This window comes from Streptomyces marokkonensis, from assembly GCF_039539045.1.
GTDB classification, from domain to species: Bacteria; Actinomycetota; Actinomycetes; order Streptomycetales; family Streptomycetaceae; genus Streptomyces; species Streptomyces marokkonensis.
In genome coordinates this window covers 1-15,650 of record NZ_BAABCQ010000103.1, presented here as the reverse complement: position 1 = coordinate 15,650, position 15,650 = coordinate 1, and the positions used below count along the sequence as shown (strand labels likewise).

The window sequence follows — 15,650 nt, the reverse complement described above, 5'->3', positions numbered from 1 at the left end:
AGGGCGCGCCGCAGAGCATCGGCGGAGCCACGTGTGCTCCCGAGAATGCGCCCCCGCGGAGACTCACGCGAGAACGTCGACTACCTTGCCGCACCTCCTCGGAGGGCGTAAAGACGACGCGAATGCGCCCCCGGAGCGCGCTCTTTGGCTACCCAACGCGCCCTCAACTCCCATGGTGAGGGCCGCGGCACCCCGGAAACGTCCGGGTCGATTTTCAGCCAAATCGGCGTCACGCGGACACGCTCGAACACGCTCCGTACAGGCTTTGCGCACCGGCCTGCGGTGCGCGGTCCGGGAGGCGAGGCACGCCCCCCGGACCGGTCCGCCGCCCGCGGGGATGTAGGCGACGGTGTCCCCCAGCCCACTGGATCCAGTACAGCGGGCCGACCCACGCAGCATCATGGAACCGCTCCCCCGATGGCCGGAGAAGAGCGCACGGGCGGGCGCACGGCCACACAGCGGGAGCACGTGGCAACAGACCGTGCAGGTGCCGCACTTGAGTACGGACCACAATCCCGCCATCCGGAACAATGCCTCTTAACGCATGGGATCCGGCGAACTACGCTGTGTTTACGAATGCCGCATGGTTATGCCAGCGCGGCAGCCGTCTGTGTCGAGGGGTGGCGCATGTCCAGGGAGCAACGCGGGCCGAACGAGAAGCTCGGCGCCGTTCTCGCCCTCGCGGGAATCAGCAACGCAGGACTCGCCCGGCGCGTCAACGACCTCGGCGCCCAACGCGGGTTGACTCTTCGCTACGACAAGACGTCGGTGGCGCGCTGGGTGTCGAAGGGCATGGTGCCGCAGGGTGCGGCGCCGCACCTCATCGCCGCCGCCATCGGCCAGAAGCTCGGCCGTCCGGTGCCGCTCCACGAGATCGGCCTGGCGGACGCGGATCCCGCGCCCGAGGTGGGCCTCGCCTTCCCCCGGGACGTCGGCCAGGCGGTCAGGTCCGCCACCGAGTTGTACCGTCTCGACCTCGCCGGCCGCCGCTCCGGCGCCGGCGGCATCTGGCAGTCGCTGGCCGGATCGTTCGCGGTGAGCGCATATGCAACGCCCGCCTCACGATGGCTGATAACCCCGGCCGACAGCTCGGTGGCACGTGACGCGAGCCCGGCCGAGGGCTCCGGCGCACCGCTCAAAGTCGGCCACAGTGACGTGCTGAAGCTGCGGGAGGCCGCCGAGGACGCGCGGCGCTGGGACTCCAAGTACGGCGGCGGCGACTGGCGTTCGTCCATGGTCCCCGAGTGCTTACGCGTCGAGGCGGCCCCGCTGCTCCTCGGCTCCTACTCCGACGAGGTCGGCCGCGCCCTGTTCGGCGCCTCGGCCGAGCTGACCCGCCTGGCCGGCTGGATGGCCTTCGACACCGGCCAGCAGGAGGCGGCCCAGCGGTACTACATCCAGGCGCTGCGCCTGGCCCGCGCGGCGGCCGACGTGCCCCTGGGCGGCTACGTACTCGCCTCCATGTCCCTCCAGGCGACCTACCGCGGCTTCGGCGACGAGGGCGTGGACCTCGCGCAGGCCGCGCTCGAACGCAACCGCGGCCTGGCCACGGCCCGCACCATGAGCTTCTTCCGCCTGGTCGAGGCCCGCGCCCACGCGCGCGCGAGTGACGCACCGGCGGCCGGTGCGTCACTGAAGGCCGCCGAGAGCTGGCTGGAGCGAGCCCGCCCCGGCGACAGCGACCCGACGTGGCTGGGTTTCTACTCCTACGACCGGTTCGCCGCCGACGCGGCCGAGTGCTACCGCGACCTGAAGGCACCACGCCAGGTCCGCCGCTTCACCGAGCAGGCACTGTCGAAGCCGACGGAGGAGTTCGTACGCTCGCACGGCCTCAGGCTCGTCGTCTCGGCGGTGGCCGAGCTGGAGTCGGGCAATCTGGACGCGGCCTGCGAGCAGGGGGTGCGGGCGGTCGAGGTGGCCGGCCGCATCTCCTCGGCCCGCACCACCGAGTACGTCAAGGACCTCCTGCACCGCCTGGAGCCCTACGGCGACGAACCCCGCGTGGTCGAGCTGCGCGAGCGCGCCCGGCCGCTGCTCATGACGACGGCCTGATCCATCACCGCCTCCCGGGTTTGAAGGCATTGTCAGTGGCGCAGTGCACTATCGAAGCCGGGAGGTGGGCCGGAGATGGAACGAGTGCGGACCGGGGCCGCGCACGGCAGCGCGCACGGCGGCGCACAAGGTCGCACGCGGGGTGGCGAGCACGGCACCGCGTACGACTGCGACGTGCTGGTGATCGGCGGCGGAATCGTCGGCCTGTCGACGGCGTACGCGATCACGCGCGCCGCGCCCGGCACCCGTGTGACGGTGCTGGAGAAGGAGCCGGGACCGGCCCGGCACCAGACGGGCCGCAACAGCGGCGTCATCCACAGCGGCGTCTACTACCGCCCGGGCTCGCTGAAGGCCCGCTACGCGGTGCGGGGCGCGGCGGAGATGGTCAAGTTCTGCGCCGAGTACGGCATCGCCCACGCCGTCACCGGCAAGCTGATCGTCGCCACCGACCGCGCCGAGCTGCCCCGGCTGCACGCCCTCGTGCAGCGCGGCCGGGAGAACGGCATCCCGGTGCGCGAGCTGGGTGCCGCCCAGATCCCGGAGTACGAGCCCGAGGTGCGGGGCCTCGCCGCCATACACGTCGGCACGACCGGCGTCTGCGACTACGTCGCCGTGGCCCGGCAGCTGGCCCGGGCGTCGGGCGCGGAGATCCGCTACGGCGCCGAGGTACGGCACATCGACCGGCGCCCGGACCTCGGTGTCGCCGTCCGCACCAGCTCCGGGAACGTGATCCGCGCCCGCGTCATGGTCAACTGCGCCGGGCTGCACTGCGACGGGATCGCCCGCATGACGGGGGACGACCCCGGCATGCGGATCGTCCCCTTCCGGGGCGAGTACTACGAGCTGGCGCGGCCGGAGCTGGTGCGGGGACTGGTGTATCCGGTGCCGGACCCGGCGTTCCCCTTCCTCGGCGTGCATCTGACCCGGGGGATAGACGGGAGCGTCCACGTCGGGCCCAACGCGGTGCCGGCGCTCGCCCGGGAGGGGTACGGCTGGGGCGTGGTGCACCCCCGCGAGCTGGGCGGGACGCTGACCTGGCCGGGCTCCTGGCGGATCGCCCGGCGGCACTGGAGGTACGGGGCGGGCGAGCTGCGGCGGTCGTTGTCCAAGGGTGCGTTCACCGCCGCCGTGCGCCGGCTGCTGCCCGGGGTGACGGAGGGGGACCTGGTGGCCGCGCCGGCGGGGGTGCGGGCGCAGGCGGTGCTCGCGGACGGGACGCTGGTGGACGACTTCCTGATCCGTGAGGGGGCGTGCGCGGTGCATGTCCTGAACGCGCCCTCGCCCGCGGCGACGGCGGCGCTGCCGATCGGGCGGGAAGTGGGGCGGAGGGCGTTGGGGATGCTGGGGGCTGCCGCCTGAGCGGTTGCCGAGGGGTGCGGGCCCGGGTGCGGGCCCGGGGGCGGGCCCGGGGGCGGGCCCGGGCGCGGGCCCGGGCGCGGGGTGGGTGATGCGGGCCGGGGGCGGCCGGGTACCGCTGCGCCCACCCGTGCCGCACCAGCGGCACGACTGCCCGCAGCGGGGGCGGGGTGGGGGCATGCGGCTGCCCACAACTGGGAGGATGCGACTGCCCGCAGCTCGGGGGCGGCCGGGGTCGTAAAATTGAGGCATTGTGTCTGACTTCCATCGTGCTCCCGAAGCCGCCCAGCCCGCCGCGCCGCACACCGGTGTCCCCGTTCGGCACACCCGTGCCAAGGGTGAGCCCCGGTTCCCCGACGGGCCGAAGGCCGATCCCGCCGGGTCGCACTTCGAGCGGCGGATCCGGAGTTTCCAGCCCCGGCGGAGCCGGGTGACCGCCGGGCAGGCGGACGCGCTGCAGCGGCTGTGGCCCGTGTGGGGGCTGGACATCGACGGGCAGCGGGTCATCGACCTCGGCGAGCTGTTCGGCAACTCGCGCCCCGCCGTCCTGGAGATCGGCTTCGGCATGGGCGAGGCCACCGCCCGGATGGCCGCCGCCGACCCGGACACCAACATCCTCGCCGTGGACGTCCACACCCCCGGCCAGGGCAACCTGCTCGGCCTCGCGGAACAGGAGGAGCTCCCCAACATCCGGGTGGCCAACGGCGACGCGATCATCCTCCTCCGCGAGATGCTCACCCCCGACTCCCTCGCCGGACTGCGCGTCTACTTCCCCGACCCCTGGCCCAAGAAGCGGCACCACAAACGCCGTCTGATCCAGCCGGAGTTCCTGGATCTGGCCGCGACCCGGCTCGCGCCGGGGGCGGTCGTGCACTGTGCCACCGACTGGGAGCCGTACGCGGAGCAGATGCTCGAGGTCCTCACCGCGCACCCCGGCTTCGAGAACACCGTGCCGGACGGCGGTTTCGCGCCGCGTCCCGCCCACCGGCCGATGACCCGTTTCGAGGGCCAGGGACTGGACAAGGGTCATGTCGTGAACGACCTGCTCTTCCGCCGCGTACGGCACAGGGAGCAGCCCCCCACCGGTTAGGGTCCATGCCGTGGCCACCAGTCCTCCGTATACGACGCTTCCGCATCCGTATCCGCCCTGGTGGCAGCGTTCCTGGTTCCGTCACGGCGCGCTGGTCGCGCTGCTCGCGCTCGCCGGCCTGGTGATCCTGGCCCTGGTGCGCGAACAGACCGGTACGCGCGGGTTCCTGGTGGGGCTCGGGCTCGCGGTGCTGCCCGTCCCGCTGCTACTGGCCGCGTTCCGCTGGCTGGACCGGGTCGAGCCGGGGCCCTGGCGGAACCTGCTGTTCTGCTTCGCCTGGGGCGCCTGCGCGGCGGCGCTGATGGCGATCGTCGCGAACAGCTTCGCGACGAGATGGATAGCGACGGCCACCGCCGACCCGGCCGGCGCCGACACGCTCGGCGCCACGGTCATAGCCCCGGTCGTCGAGGAGTCGGCCAAGGCCGCCGCCGTCCTGCTCGTCTTCCTCTTCCGCAGGCGCCACTTCAACGGCATCGTCGACGGCGTGGTCGTCGCCGGTGTCACCGCCACCGGTTTCGCCTTCACCGAGAACATCCTCTACCTGGGCAATGCCTTCGGCACCGACCAGCTCACCGGCGACAGCGGACTCGCGTCCGTCACCGCGGCGACCTTCTTCGTCCGTATCGTCATGTCGCCGTTCGCCCACCCGCTCTTCACCGTGCTCACCGGCATCGGCTTCGGCGTCGCCGCGCTCTCCGCGGGCCGTCACCGCCTGCGCCGTGCCCTGCTCCCCCTGGGCGGCCTGCTGCTCGCGATGGGCACGCACGCCCTGTGGAACGGCTCGGCCTCGTTCGGCGAGTACGGCTTCCTCGCCGTGTACGCGACGTTCATGGTGCCCGCCTTCGGCCTGCTGACCTGGCTGGCGATCTGGACCCGGCAGCGCGAGCTGGTCACCGTACGGGCCGAACTGCCCGTGTACGTCATGGCCGGCTGGCTGGCTCCGGGCGAGCCGTACGCGCTCGGCTCGATGCGCGCCCGCCGCATCGCCCGGCAGCACGCACACCGGCACTCCGGGAAGGAGGCGGCGCGGGCGGTGGCGCAGTACGAGGCGTACGCGACCTCGCTGGCGTTCCTGCGGCAGCGCGGACGCCGAGGCGGGGCGGGCGCCGACTTCGCCGTACGGGAACGGCAACTGCTGGACGCCCTGTGGCACCGGCGCGACGTGGCGCGCCCGGCCCTGGACCACGCGTGCCGGGCCACCGCGCCGCCCGCACCGGTGGCCGTACCGCCCTGGGGCCATCCGTACCGGCCGTACAGCGCGTACGCCCCCTACCGGCGGCCGTAACGGCCGCGACCGGACTCAGGCCGACGCCTGTGTCAGCCTTCCGACCTCGTCCTCCGTCAGGCTCAGCTCCGCCACCCCCAGCAGCGCCGGCAGCTGCTCCACCGTGCGCGCGGACGCGATCGGCGCGGTAACCGTGGGCTGCGCGGCCAGCCAGGCCAGGGCGACAGTGGCAACGGGGGCGTCGTGCGCCTCGGCGATCTCGTCCAGGGCCGCGAGGACCCGCCGGCCGCGCTCGGTCTCCAGGTGCTTCGCGGCACCGCCGGCCCGCGGGCTGTCGACCGTCGCGCCGGCCCGGTACTTGCCCGTGAGGAAGCCGGACGCGAGTGAGTAGTACGGCACGGCGGCCAGGCCCGCCCGCTCCGCGAGGTCGCGCGGTTCGCCCTCGTACGTGTCGCGCGAGACCAGGTTGTAGTGGGGCTGGAGGGCCACGTACCGGGCGATGCCCTCGCGGTCGGAGAAGGCGAGAGAGGCCTCGAGCCGCTCGGCTGAGATGTTGGACGCCGCGATGTGCCGGACCTTGCCCGCCCTCACCAGCTCGTCGAGCGCGCCGATGATCTCCTCCACCGGCACCTCGGGCTTGTCGAAGTGGGTGTAGTAGAGGTCGATGTGGTCGGTACCCAGGCGGCGCAGCGAGGCGTCGGCGGCGGCCTTGATGTTCGCGGCGCTCAGACCCGGGTACTCGGGGTGCTGGCTGACCTTGGTCGCGAGGACGACGTCGCCGCGGTTGCCGCGGGAGGCGAGCCACTCGCCGATGACGGTCTCGGACTCGCCGCCGCTGTTGCCGTCGACCCACGCGGAGTAGGAGTCGGCGGTGTCGAGGAAGTTGCCGCCGGCCGCCGTGTAGGCGTCGAGGACGGCGAAGGAGGTGTCCTGGTCGGCGGTCCAGCCGAAGACGTTGCCGCCGAGGGCGAGGGGGAAGACCTTCAGGTCGGAGGAGCCGAGCTTGCGCAGAGAAGTCATGTCCTGCGTCAACGAGCGCGGCGGACCCGATGATTCCGGTGACGGCGCAAAGTTCGCGCAAACCGGCAGCCCTGACGTCGGGGGGGGGCGCCGTCAGGACCGCCGGGGGATCAGAGGCGGCGGGCTGTGATCAGGGGGAGAGGCGGGGACGGGCGGCGCGCGAGGCGGGGCTCAGGGGTCTCAGGGGGTGAGGCCCTTGCTCACCAGCCACGCCATCGGGTCGATGCCGCCGCCGTCGCTGGTGTGGACCTCCATGTGGAGGTGGGCGCCGGTGACGTTGCCGGTGGCGCCGACGCGGCCGATGACGTCACCCGTGGTGACCTTCTGGCCGACGCTGACGTTGATGGAGGACTGGTGGGCGTACCAGATCTCGGTGCCGTCGTCGAGGGTGAGCACGGTCTTGTAGCCGTACGACCCTTCGTAGCCGGCCGACGTGATGGTGCCGCTGTGGACGGCCTTGAGCAGCGTGCCCGTGGGGGCGGCGAAGTCGAGGCCCGTGTGGTAGCCGGAGGACCAGTAGGCGCCGGCCTGACCGAAGCTGGAGGAGATCGTGTACGAGGAGGTCGGCAGCGTGTACTGCTTGGCCAGCTTCGCGAGACGCTCGGCCTCGGCCTTCTTCGCGGCCTCCTCCTCCGCCTTCTTCTTGGCGGCGGCGGCCTTGGCCTCGGCCTCCTTCTCCGCCTTGGCGGCGGCTTCCGCGGCCTTCTCCTCGGCGGCGGCGGCGGCTTCGGCGGCGGCCTTGGCCTCGACCTGGGCCTGCTGCTGCTCGGCCTGCGCCATGATCCGGGCCCGCAGCGTCTCGCCGGCGTCGGAGGTGCCCTCCGAGGTGTCCGCGGCGACCGTGGTGACGCCGCTGAGCGGGGTGGCGGAGCCTTCGGGCTCCGGCTCCTCCTCGTCGGAGATGAGCGAGCCGACGTTCGGCAGGTCCGGCATGGAGATCGACACCGGCGGCTTGCCGGTCTGCGCGCTGGCCATGCCGCCCGCGCCGACGGCAGCTATGACACCGACGCCGAGGACGGTGGAACTGCGGGCGAGTCCGCCGCGCTGCTTGGCGACGCGGTGCTTGCCCCGTACGGGACGGATGGACTCCGCGGTGGGATTCCATTCCTCCCAGGGGCCCTCTTCGGGACGGTAGCCGTCGTAGCCGAAGGTGTCGGTCTCGTGCTGGTTCGGCACGAACGGGGCCTCGGGGGCAGGCCTGTTGGACGCCACGTGGGCGCACTCCTTTCCTTCCCTCTCGCCTACCGGGTTAGCTGACGGGTTCGGAGCAGGAAGGTCTCCTACGCGCGTATATCCGCCGTGTCTCCACGGCGTCATACGCCCGATTCACCCCAATGTGGTGGTTCCCCGGTTCCCTTGCGGGATTCGGCGCGTGCGCACGGAGCCGCCTTCTGTGACGGCTGGGACGACCGCGCTGCGTTATCGAACGTTAATAGACGCGAGGCTCGGATTCCAAGCGGTTCCTCTTGATCATTAGCGAATCCGGCCGGGACGTACGCCTCATGACCGGCAAAAACCGGGCGAGTTGACCCGGCTTCGGTATTCCCTTTCACGCCACGAGTTTCTGACGTTGTGTCAGTTGTTATGCGGAGGGGGGTCGACCCGTCACGGCAGGTAATGTTGATCAAGGTCGTCTTACGGCGAGCAGCGCCATGTCGTCCGCCATGCCGCCCCCGGAGTGCCGGCGCACGTCGTCGGCGAGGGTGCCGAGGAGTTCCTCCGGATGGCGGAAGACGCGACCGGCCAGCCGCGCGTGCGGGTCGTAGAACTCGCCCCGGCCGTCGCGGGCTTCCGACACTCCGTCGGTGTACAGCAACAGCGTGGCTCCGCCGGGGAACGGCGCCTCCTCCGCGCGGTCGGGCCACACCCCCAGTTCACCCATGCCGAGCGGCAGCGCCGCCTCCCGGGCGGGCAGCGGGCGCAGGGTGCCGTCGGCGTACAGCAGCAGGGGCGGCGGATGGCCTCGGTTGACGATGCGGACGATCCCGTCGCCGTGCGGGAGTTCGGCGAGTACGGCGGTGGTGAAGCCCTCGAAGGCGTCCAGCCCGTCCCGCCGGGTGCCCTCGCGGGCCAGCGCCCGTTCCAGCCGCTGCGCCACCGCCTCCAGGGTCACCTCCTGCTCGGCGGCCTCCCGGAAGGCGCCGATCACGACGGCGACGGCGGCCACCGCGCCCATACCCTTGCCGCGCACGTCCCCCACGATGAGCCGGATGCCACGCGCGCTGTCCTGCACCGCGTACAGGTCGCCGCCGATGAAGGCGTCGGCCTGCGCGGCCTCGTAGCAGGCGGCGATCTCGAACCCGCCGATCCGCTCGGCCGGTTCGGGCAGCACGGCCCGCTGGGCGGCCTCGGCGATCTCGCGGACGGAGACGAGTCGCTCGCCGGTGCGGCGGACGAAGGCGTTGACGAGGACGGCGAGCACGGCGACCGTCGCGATGGTGATCAGCTCGGTGAGGGAGTCGACGAAGTGGACGACGCCCATGCTCACTTGCAGCCCGATGACGGCGGCGACCACGGCGACACCGGTGAGCGCCGTGCCACGCCGTGAGTAGATCGGGGCGGCGACCAGGGGTGCGGCCGTGTAGAGGGGGCCGGCGGTGAAGTACCTCGGGGTGAAGAGGTCGTACAGGATGGCGACGACGATCAGCAGTACGGGGAGCAGGCGCACGAAGGCCCGCCCGTACGGCCCGTACGAGGACCGCCACCGCCGCATCCGGCCGACGGCCGACGGCCCCGGCCCCGGCCCCGGACGGTCGCCGAGGCCCGGGTCGGGCACGGGATCGCCGGGGAGCCGGCCGCCGGCCCTGGCGTACGCTCCCTCGCCGTCGTCCACGTCACCTGGCCGCACCACCACTCGTCTCCCGCCACCCCGCACGTCCACGCCGCTTGCCGTCCCGTCCTCCAGATTCCCCGGAGCGGGGACGGGGGGCGAGCTGTGAGGGCCGAACGGGTGAGGGTGAGGTGAGGGCGACAGCGGACAAGACGACGAACGCGAACGCGACCCCAAACGCACCGAAGGCCGGAACCCTTAAGGATTCCGGCCTTCGGCCTTTAGTAGCGGGGACAGGATTTGAACCTGCGACCTCTGGGTTATGAGCCCAGCGAGCTACCGAGCTGCTCCACCCCGCGCCGTTGTGTCTTTACTGTACCCCACCCCGGAGGTGGAATGCACATCCGTATCTCCCCGCCCCTCCTGCTACCTCTCCAGATGGCGGTTCGGCGCCTTCGCCCGCCCCTCGTACTCCGGCAGTACGACCACCACGGCACCCTCCGCGGCGAGGACCCCGCTGCCGTCGGCCCCCGGTACGAAGGTGTCCGGCTCCCGCCAGGCCGTGACGACGCGGCGCACCCCGGCGTCGAGGATCAGCCGGGCGCAGGGCGCGGGCCGGGAGGCGCGGCGGGCGCACGGCTCGAGGCTGCTGTACACGGTGGCGGCCGAGAGCCGCGGATCGACCGGGTCGACCTTGGCCAGCGCGGCCTCCTCGGCGTGCACGACGGGGTCGTCCCCCTCCCGTGAGTGCCCGCGCGCCAGCTCGGTCCCGTCGGCGGCGACCACGACCGCCCCCACGCTGAACGCAGCCCGGGACGGCGGGCACAGCTCCGCCAGCTCGCAGGCGAGCGCCAGCCAGTGCCGGTCGGCGGCGGAGACCCGGTCGCCGGTGCCGGGAGCCGTCGGCCGGTAGCGCATGAGCACGACGTCCTCGATGCGCCGCGACTCCACCAGCCGCAGCCGCCCGCCCTGATAGCCACCGGGCCCGAACAGCCTGGGCGCGTCCGGGTCCCCCACGACCACCGGGGCGAGGACGAGCTGCAGTTCGTCGGCGAGTTCCTGCCGCAACAGCTGGGTGTGGACGGTCCCGCCGCCCTCGACCATGAGCCGCCGCACCCCCCGCCGGTCGTGCAGGTACTCCAGAGCTGCCCGCCAGTCGAGGGCCGGGCCGAGGGACACGACGTCGGCGGCGATCCCCAGCGCGCGGGCCCGCCGGGCGCCGTCGCCCGTGGTGAGGAGTACCTTGTCCCCTCCCGTGTGCCAGAACCGCGCCGCCGGGTCCAGCTCACCGCTGCCGCTGACCGTGACCCTGAGCGGGTACTCCGCCCGCCCTTCCGCCACCCGTTCGGCCCGCCGCTCGGCGGAGTTCACCAGCAGCCGCGGGTTGTCGGCCCGGATCGTGCCGGCCCCGACGAGGATCGCGTCGACGGACGCCCGCACCTCGTCGACCCGGTCGAAGTCGGCCGGCGAGGAGAGCAGGAGCCGTTCGGGGCCGGTGTCGTCCAGGTAGCCGTCGAGGGAGACGGCGGCGGAGAGCAGGACGTACGGGAGGGGCATCAGTCACTCCGGGGGGACGAGCGGCAGTTCCGGCGGGGCAACCCTAGGCCCGGGACGGCGCACGACCGGCAAGGTCCTGGCGGAGGTTCCAGTGTCGCCACTGGGGCGAGCCGTGATCGACCTCATCGTCCGCCCCGGGTAGGCGGCGCCCCCGGGACTCCGCGACCCGCAATACGTCGGCGAGGCACCCGGTCAGCCGGATCGCCGTGTAGCGGACCTCGGCGTTCGGGGACACGGGGTCGGCCAGCGGTCGGCGGGCGGAGCGGAGGACGTCCAGCCCTTCGGCGAGTTGCCGGGCCTCCGTCTCGTCGGCGAGGCGGGACACGGTCCCGCCGCCGTCGCCGGGGGCGAGGAAGCAGGGCTTGCCCTCCGCCGACAGCCAGGGGAGCAGCCGCAGCGCGGTGTACGCCTCCATCACGCGGCCGCCTTCCGCGCGCCGACGACGTGCAGGTCGAGGTCGATACCGAAGTCGGCGGCGAGCACGAGGGCGAGGCGGCGATGCCGCTGACGGTCCTGTTCCTGCTCCTGTTCGTGGGCGGTGAGGTAGGGGCGGACGAGGCGGGAGGCCGTGTCGTCGAGGAGGAGGTGACGGAGTCGGGAGAGCTGGCGCCGGACAGGCCCATCCCGTCGGAGAACCATCTCGCCGACGAGTACGGCGTGGCGCGACTCACCGCGCGCCGGACCGCACAGGAGCTCCGCGAACGGGGACTCATCGTCACCGTGCGCGGCAAGGGGTCGTTCGTCGTGGAGCATCCGCCCACCGGCGCCCCCGCCGACGACGAGGACAAACCCACCGGCTGACGCCCCCGTCGGCGGGATGACCGCCCCCGCAGGAGCTCCGAACCCGGGCCGTTGCTCGCCCTGGGTCCCACCGGCACGTTCGCGCACGGGCTGAACGGGGCGCTGACGGCGGTGCGTACGGCGCGGCTGGACGTGGTCGGCGTTGCCGTACTCGGGGTGATCACCGCGCTGGGCGGCGGCTTCGTCCGCGATGTCCTCACCTTGTCGACGCTCCCGGTTACTCTCCTGGAACGAATGATCAGGACGTCAACTCGGGAGTATGGGATGCGCTACATCATCATCGGGGCGGGCGCGGTAGGCGGATCGATCGGCGGGCGGCTCCATGAGAGTGGGCACGAAGTCGTACTGGTCGCACGTGGGGAGCACTACCGGGCGCTGCGGGAGAACGGATTGCGCTTCGTCACGCCACAGGGTGCCCGCGACCTCCAGATCCCCGTCGTCGACGGGCCCGAGGCGGTCGAGCTCCGGGCCGATGACGTGCTGATACTCGCCGTGAAGACCCAGGACTGTGTGGCCGCGCTGGACATCTGGGCCGCTCAGCCCGTTACCGGCGGCTTGGTAGCGGGTGAGCGGCTGCCACTGTTCTGCGCGCAGAACGGGGTGGAAGGCGAGCGGCTGGCCCTGCGGCGCTTCCGCCGGGTCTACGGGATGTGCGTGCTGCTGCCCTCCACGTACCTGGAAGCCGGGGTGATCGCCGCCCCCTGCGCCCCGTACACCGGCGCCCTCACCCTCGGCCGCTATCCGGCCGGAGCCGCAGACGAGCTGGTCCGGAGCGTGGCGGACGATCTGGAGAAGTCCGCTCTGCTGGCTCCGGTCGTACCGGACGTGATGCGGTGGAAGTACGCGAAGCTGCTCGGCAACCTCGCCAATGCCGTGGACGCGGTCTGCGGGCCGGGCTCCGGGGAAGCGGGTCAGGCCCTGGTGGAACGGGCCGTGGCGGAAGCCACCGCCGTCCTCGACGCTGCGGGGACGGACCGGGCGAGCACACAAGAACAGCGTGCGCTCCGCGACGGGAACGTGGACGTGCAGCCACTCGAGGGCATGGCCCGCGGTGGCGGCTCGTCGTGGCAGAGCCTGGTCCGAGGGACCGGCTCGATCGAAGTGGACTACCTGAACGGCGAGATCGTCCTCCTCGGGCGCCTGCACTCCGTGCCCACCCCGGTCAACGGGATGCTCCAGCGCGTCGCCAACGCCTGCGCACGCGAGCGTCGGATGCCCGGCTCCCTCACCGCCGCAGAGCTCACCGCACTCGTCGACGCCGACTGAGCCCGGAGCGGCGCCGAGCAGCTTCCGGATTCCTCGGCCGTCCCGACACCGGGGCGGAGCCGCGCCCTCGCCACTCCGGGTGCAGGCCCTGGCACCTTCCGTACGAGGGCCGGCACCCGGAGTGCCGCAGAACCTAGGCCCCGTAACGGTGCTCGGGGCGGCCGGTGTCCCCGTACTTGAGCGTGAGGCGCAACCGGCCCGTCTCCTCCAGGTACTTGAGATAGCGCTGGGCAGTGGACCGGCTTACCCCGCTGTGCTGGGCCACCTCCTGGGCGGAAAGCGGTTCGCTCGCGCAGGAGACCACATGGTGGATCAGTTCGCTGGTTCGCTCCGAGTACCCCTTGGACGACGGGGTGACGCCGGTCAGGGTCCGCAGGGTGCCGAAGATCCGGTCCACCTCCTCCTGCCCGGCCTCGCCGTGGCCGAGAGCGGCACGCAGCTGTGCGTACGCCTTCAGCTTCGCGGCCAGCCCCGAGGAGTCGAACGGCTTGACGAGGTACTGGAGCACTCCGACGCGCAGCGCAGCCCGGACGGACGTCGTACTCCTGTCCGCGGTAACCATGATCACGTCAACGTCATGGTTGCGCTGACGCAGCCGACGGGTCAGCGACAGCCCGCTCATGTCCGGTAGGTACTGATCGAGAAGTACCAGGTCGATGCCGCCACGCTCGATGGCCGCGAGGGCCGGTGCCGCGCTGTGCGCCCGGCCTGCGACATGGAAGCCAGGGACCTTCGAGACATACGCCGCGTTGATCTCCGCCACATGAAAGTCGTCGTCCACGACGAGTACCTCGATCACGATCTGCCCCGTCCACGGGCGCGCAGCGCTCCGGGCAGCCGTACGGTGAACACCGCGCCGCCGCCCTCACGCGCGGTCACCCGCGCTGTGCCACCGCATTCTTCGGCGACCTGCCGTACGAGCGCGAGGCCGAGCCCTCTGGGCTCTCGGCCGGGGCGTTGTTTGGTGGACCACCCGTCAGTGAATACCCGCTCGCGCTGCCCGCTCGCCACCCCTGGGCCGTTGTCCGTCACGCGCAGTACCGCGGCGTCGGCGTCATCCTCCTCGTACAGCGCGACCTCGATCAAGGGGCTCGGGCGGGAGGGGGCGAGGACCGCGTCGAGCGCGTTGTCGATGAGGTTGCCGAGTACCGAGACGAGGGTGGCCGGGGCGACCGCGGGGTTGAGAAGTGCGGTATCCCCACTCAGTTTCAGCGCTACGCCACGTTCCTCCGCCTCCGCCGTCTTGACGATCAACAGAGCCTTGACGAAGGGGTCGTGGACGCCGCTCAGGCCAACGCCCTCGCCGCACCTACCGAGTTCCACCAGGCCGACCAGCGTGTGCAGCACGTTCCTGCGCTCGTGCCTCCACACCCGTAGATCGTCGGGGTTCCGGGAATAGCTTCGAGCGAGCAGCGTGCGTACGTGGTCGACGTCCGGCCACGCGCGGCCCGCGGCGACGGGTCGCGTCGCCGCGGTGCCGTTGCCTCGGTCACTCGCTCGGTCCGGAGTACGTGGTGCGGCCCCCCGGAGCACGGTTGAGGAATTGATCATTCTCCCCCTGCCAATCTGGTCGTTCGTTTACATCGAAGGCCGTCGCGGCATAGGCACGATCACAGCCAGGCGGTCAAGACCCCCGTACCTCCGCTGCCTGTATCGGGATCAAAACAATCAGAACAAGATCTCCAAAGTAAAGAGATTTCATCGCTCAGAACGCGGTGGGGATGTACGCCCTGACCTAGCCTCACTCCGAGTGACATCGAAAGGCCGATGGACCGGGTGGGGGCATGGGTCGCCGTGGTCCGGAGTGGGAATGAGCCGTGCCCGACCTGATAGCCATACTGTGTGCCGCGGTCGCCGTCTTCCTGGGAACGGTCGTCCAGGGGAGCATGGGCGTGGGACTCGCCCTCGTCGCGGCTCCCGTGGTGCAGATCGCGGATCCGGACCTGATGCCGGGTTCGATGCTGCTGGTGGCGCTGACGCTGGCGTTGCTCACCGTGGCCAGGGAAGCGCGGTACACGGACTGGCCCGGTCTGTCCTGGGCGCTGCTCGGCCGACTCGTGGGCACGGCGGCCGCCGCCGGGGTGATCGCGCTGGTCTCTGTTCGGCTCATCGACCTGCTGGCTGCGGTCATCACACTCTCGGTAGTCGGTGTGATGGTCGTCTCACCTGCCCGTTTACCGAAGAACCGGGCCACGCTGATCGCCTCCGGGGTGATCGCCGGGATCACCGGTACCACCGCTTCGATCGGCGGTCCCTTCACTGCGCTGCTCTACCACCGCGAGCCCGGTCCGGTGATCCGCGGCACGCTGGGGGTCTTCTTCGCCGTGGGCGCCCTGCTCTCGCTCGGCACGCTGGCGCTAGCCGGCCGGCTGCCTGGTTCGCAGTTCGTCGCCGCCACGATGCTGCTGCCCGCGATGGCGGCGGGATTTCTGCTGTCGGGACGTATCAGGCATCGAATTGACAGTGAGCGCATGCGAAAGGCGGTCATTGTCCTGGGTATTACTTCCGCTCTG

14 protein-coding genes, 1 tRNA gene and 1 riboswitch are annotated in these 15,650 nt (G+C 71.8%); of the genes, 7 read left to right on the top strand and 8 right to left on the bottom strand.

What is annotated here, in order from left to right; all coding sequences use genetic code 11:
* Positions 1 to 627 precede the first annotated feature (627 nt).
* From ABEA26_RS23385 to ABEA26_RS23370, 4 genes are all read left to right on the top strand, one after another.
* A complete protein-coding gene (locus ABEA26_RS23385; protein WP_345595193.1) occupies positions 628 to 2,052 on the top strand; it encodes an NsdA family TPR-like regulatory protein in 1,425 nt (474 codons plus the stop codon).
* A gap of 75 nt (positions 2,053 to 2,127) precedes the next feature.
* A complete protein-coding gene (gene lhgO / locus ABEA26_RS23380) occupies positions 2,128 to 3,411 on the top strand; it encodes an L-2-hydroxyglutarate oxidase (protein WP_345595191.1) in 1,284 nt (427 codons plus the stop codon).
* Between the two features lie 250 nt (positions 3,412 to 3,661).
* Complete coding sequence (gene trmB, locus ABEA26_RS23375) at positions 3,662 to 4,498, top strand: tRNA (guanosine(46)-N7)-methyltransferase TrmB (RefSeq protein WP_345595189.1); 837 nt, start codon at positions 3,662 to 3,664, stop codon at positions 4,496 to 4,498.
* A gap of 10 nt (positions 4,499 to 4,508) precedes the next feature.
* Positions 4,509 to 5,783, top strand: a complete 1,275-nt coding sequence (locus tag ABEA26_RS23370) for a PrsW family intramembrane metalloprotease (protein WP_345595187.1) — start codon at positions 4,509 to 4,511, stop codon at positions 5,781 to 5,783.
* Positions 5,784 to 5,798: 15 nt separating this feature from the next.
* On the opposite strand, the gene ABEA26_RS23365 is transcribed toward ABEA26_RS23370, so the two are convergent.
* From ABEA26_RS23365 to ABEA26_RS23340, 6 genes are all read right to left on the bottom strand, one after another.
* Positions 5,799 to 6,743 carry an aldo/keto reductase gene (locus ABEA26_RS23365; protein WP_345595185.1) on the bottom strand — a complete coding sequence of 315 codons (945 nt, stop codon included), beginning with the start codon at positions 6,741 to 6,743 and terminating at the stop codon, positions 5,799 to 5,801.
* A 180-nt stretch (positions 6,744 to 6,923) separates the two neighbouring features.
* On the bottom strand, positions 6,924 to 7,955 hold the full coding sequence (locus tag ABEA26_RS23360) for a M23 family metallopeptidase (RefSeq protein ID WP_345595183.1): 1,032 nt from the start codon (positions 7,953 to 7,955) through the stop codon (positions 6,924 to 6,926).
* A gap of 11 nt (positions 7,956 to 7,966) precedes the next feature.
* A riboswitch (cyclic di-AMP (ydaO/yuaA leader) is annotated at positions 7,967 to 8,124 on the bottom strand.
* Between the two features lie 243 nt (positions 8,125 to 8,367).
* Positions 8,368 to 9,591 (bottom strand): PP2C family protein-serine/threonine phosphatase, encoded by a 1,224-nt coding sequence (locus ABEA26_RS23355; RefSeq protein WP_345595207.1) that lies wholly within the window; start codon positions 9,589 to 9,591, stop codon positions 8,368 to 8,370.
* A gap of 207 nt (positions 9,592 to 9,798) precedes the next feature.
* Positions 9,799 to 9,872, bottom strand: a tRNA-Met gene (locus tag ABEA26_RS23350).
* A gap of 67 nt (positions 9,873 to 9,939) precedes the next feature.
* Positions 9,940 to 11,070 carry a dihydrofolate reductase family protein gene (locus ABEA26_RS23345; RefSeq protein WP_345595181.1) on the bottom strand — a complete coding sequence of 377 codons (1,131 nt, stop codon included), beginning with the start codon at positions 11,068 to 11,070 and terminating at the stop codon, positions 9,940 to 9,942.
* 43 nt (positions 11,071 to 11,113) lie between these two features.
* The gene (locus ABEA26_RS23340; RefSeq protein WP_345595179.1) at positions 11,114 to 11,485 is read right to left on the bottom strand and encodes a hypothetical protein; all 372 of its coding nucleotides are present in this window, start codon (positions 11,483 to 11,485) and stop codon (positions 11,114 to 11,116) included.
* Positions 11,486 to 11,514: 29 nt separating this feature from the next.
* Between ABEA26_RS23340 and ABEA26_RS36405 the strand changes: the two genes are divergently transcribed.
* Both ABEA26_RS36405 and ABEA26_RS23330 read left to right on the top strand, forming a co-directional pair.
* Complete coding sequence (locus tag ABEA26_RS36405; RefSeq protein ID WP_425587886.1) at positions 11,515 to 11,871, top strand: GntR family transcriptional regulator; 357 nt, start codon at positions 11,515 to 11,517, stop codon at positions 11,869 to 11,871.
* 51 nt (positions 11,872 to 11,922) lie between these two features.
* On the top strand, positions 11,923 to 13,137 hold the full coding sequence (locus tag ABEA26_RS23330) for a 2-dehydropantoate 2-reductase N-terminal domain-containing protein (protein WP_345595177.1): 1,215 nt from the start codon (positions 11,923 to 11,925) through the stop codon (positions 13,135 to 13,137).
* A 133-nt stretch (positions 13,138 to 13,270) separates the two neighbouring features.
* On the opposite strand, the gene ABEA26_RS23325 is transcribed toward ABEA26_RS23330, so the two are convergent.
* Both ABEA26_RS23325 and ABEA26_RS23320 read right to left on the bottom strand, forming a co-directional pair.
* Positions 13,271 to 13,936, bottom strand: a complete 666-nt coding sequence (locus ABEA26_RS23325; RefSeq protein WP_345595175.1) for a response regulator — start codon at positions 13,934 to 13,936, stop codon at positions 13,271 to 13,273.
* Positions 13,933 to 14,508: a sensor histidine kinase gene (locus ABEA26_RS23320; RefSeq protein WP_345595173.1), complete on the bottom strand. Its 576-nt coding sequence runs from the start codon at positions 14,506 to 14,508 to the stop codon at positions 13,933 to 13,935. The genes ABEA26_RS23325 and ABEA26_RS23320 overlap by 4 nt, the downstream gene beginning before the upstream one ends.
* Positions 14,509 to 14,954: 446 nt before the next feature.
* Between ABEA26_RS23320 and ABEA26_RS23315 the strand changes: the two genes are divergently transcribed.
* Positions 14,955 to 15,650, top strand: a 696-nt coding sequence (locus ABEA26_RS23315) for a sulfite exporter TauE/SafE family protein (protein ID WP_345595171.1), incomplete at its 3' end; no start/stop codon positions are given.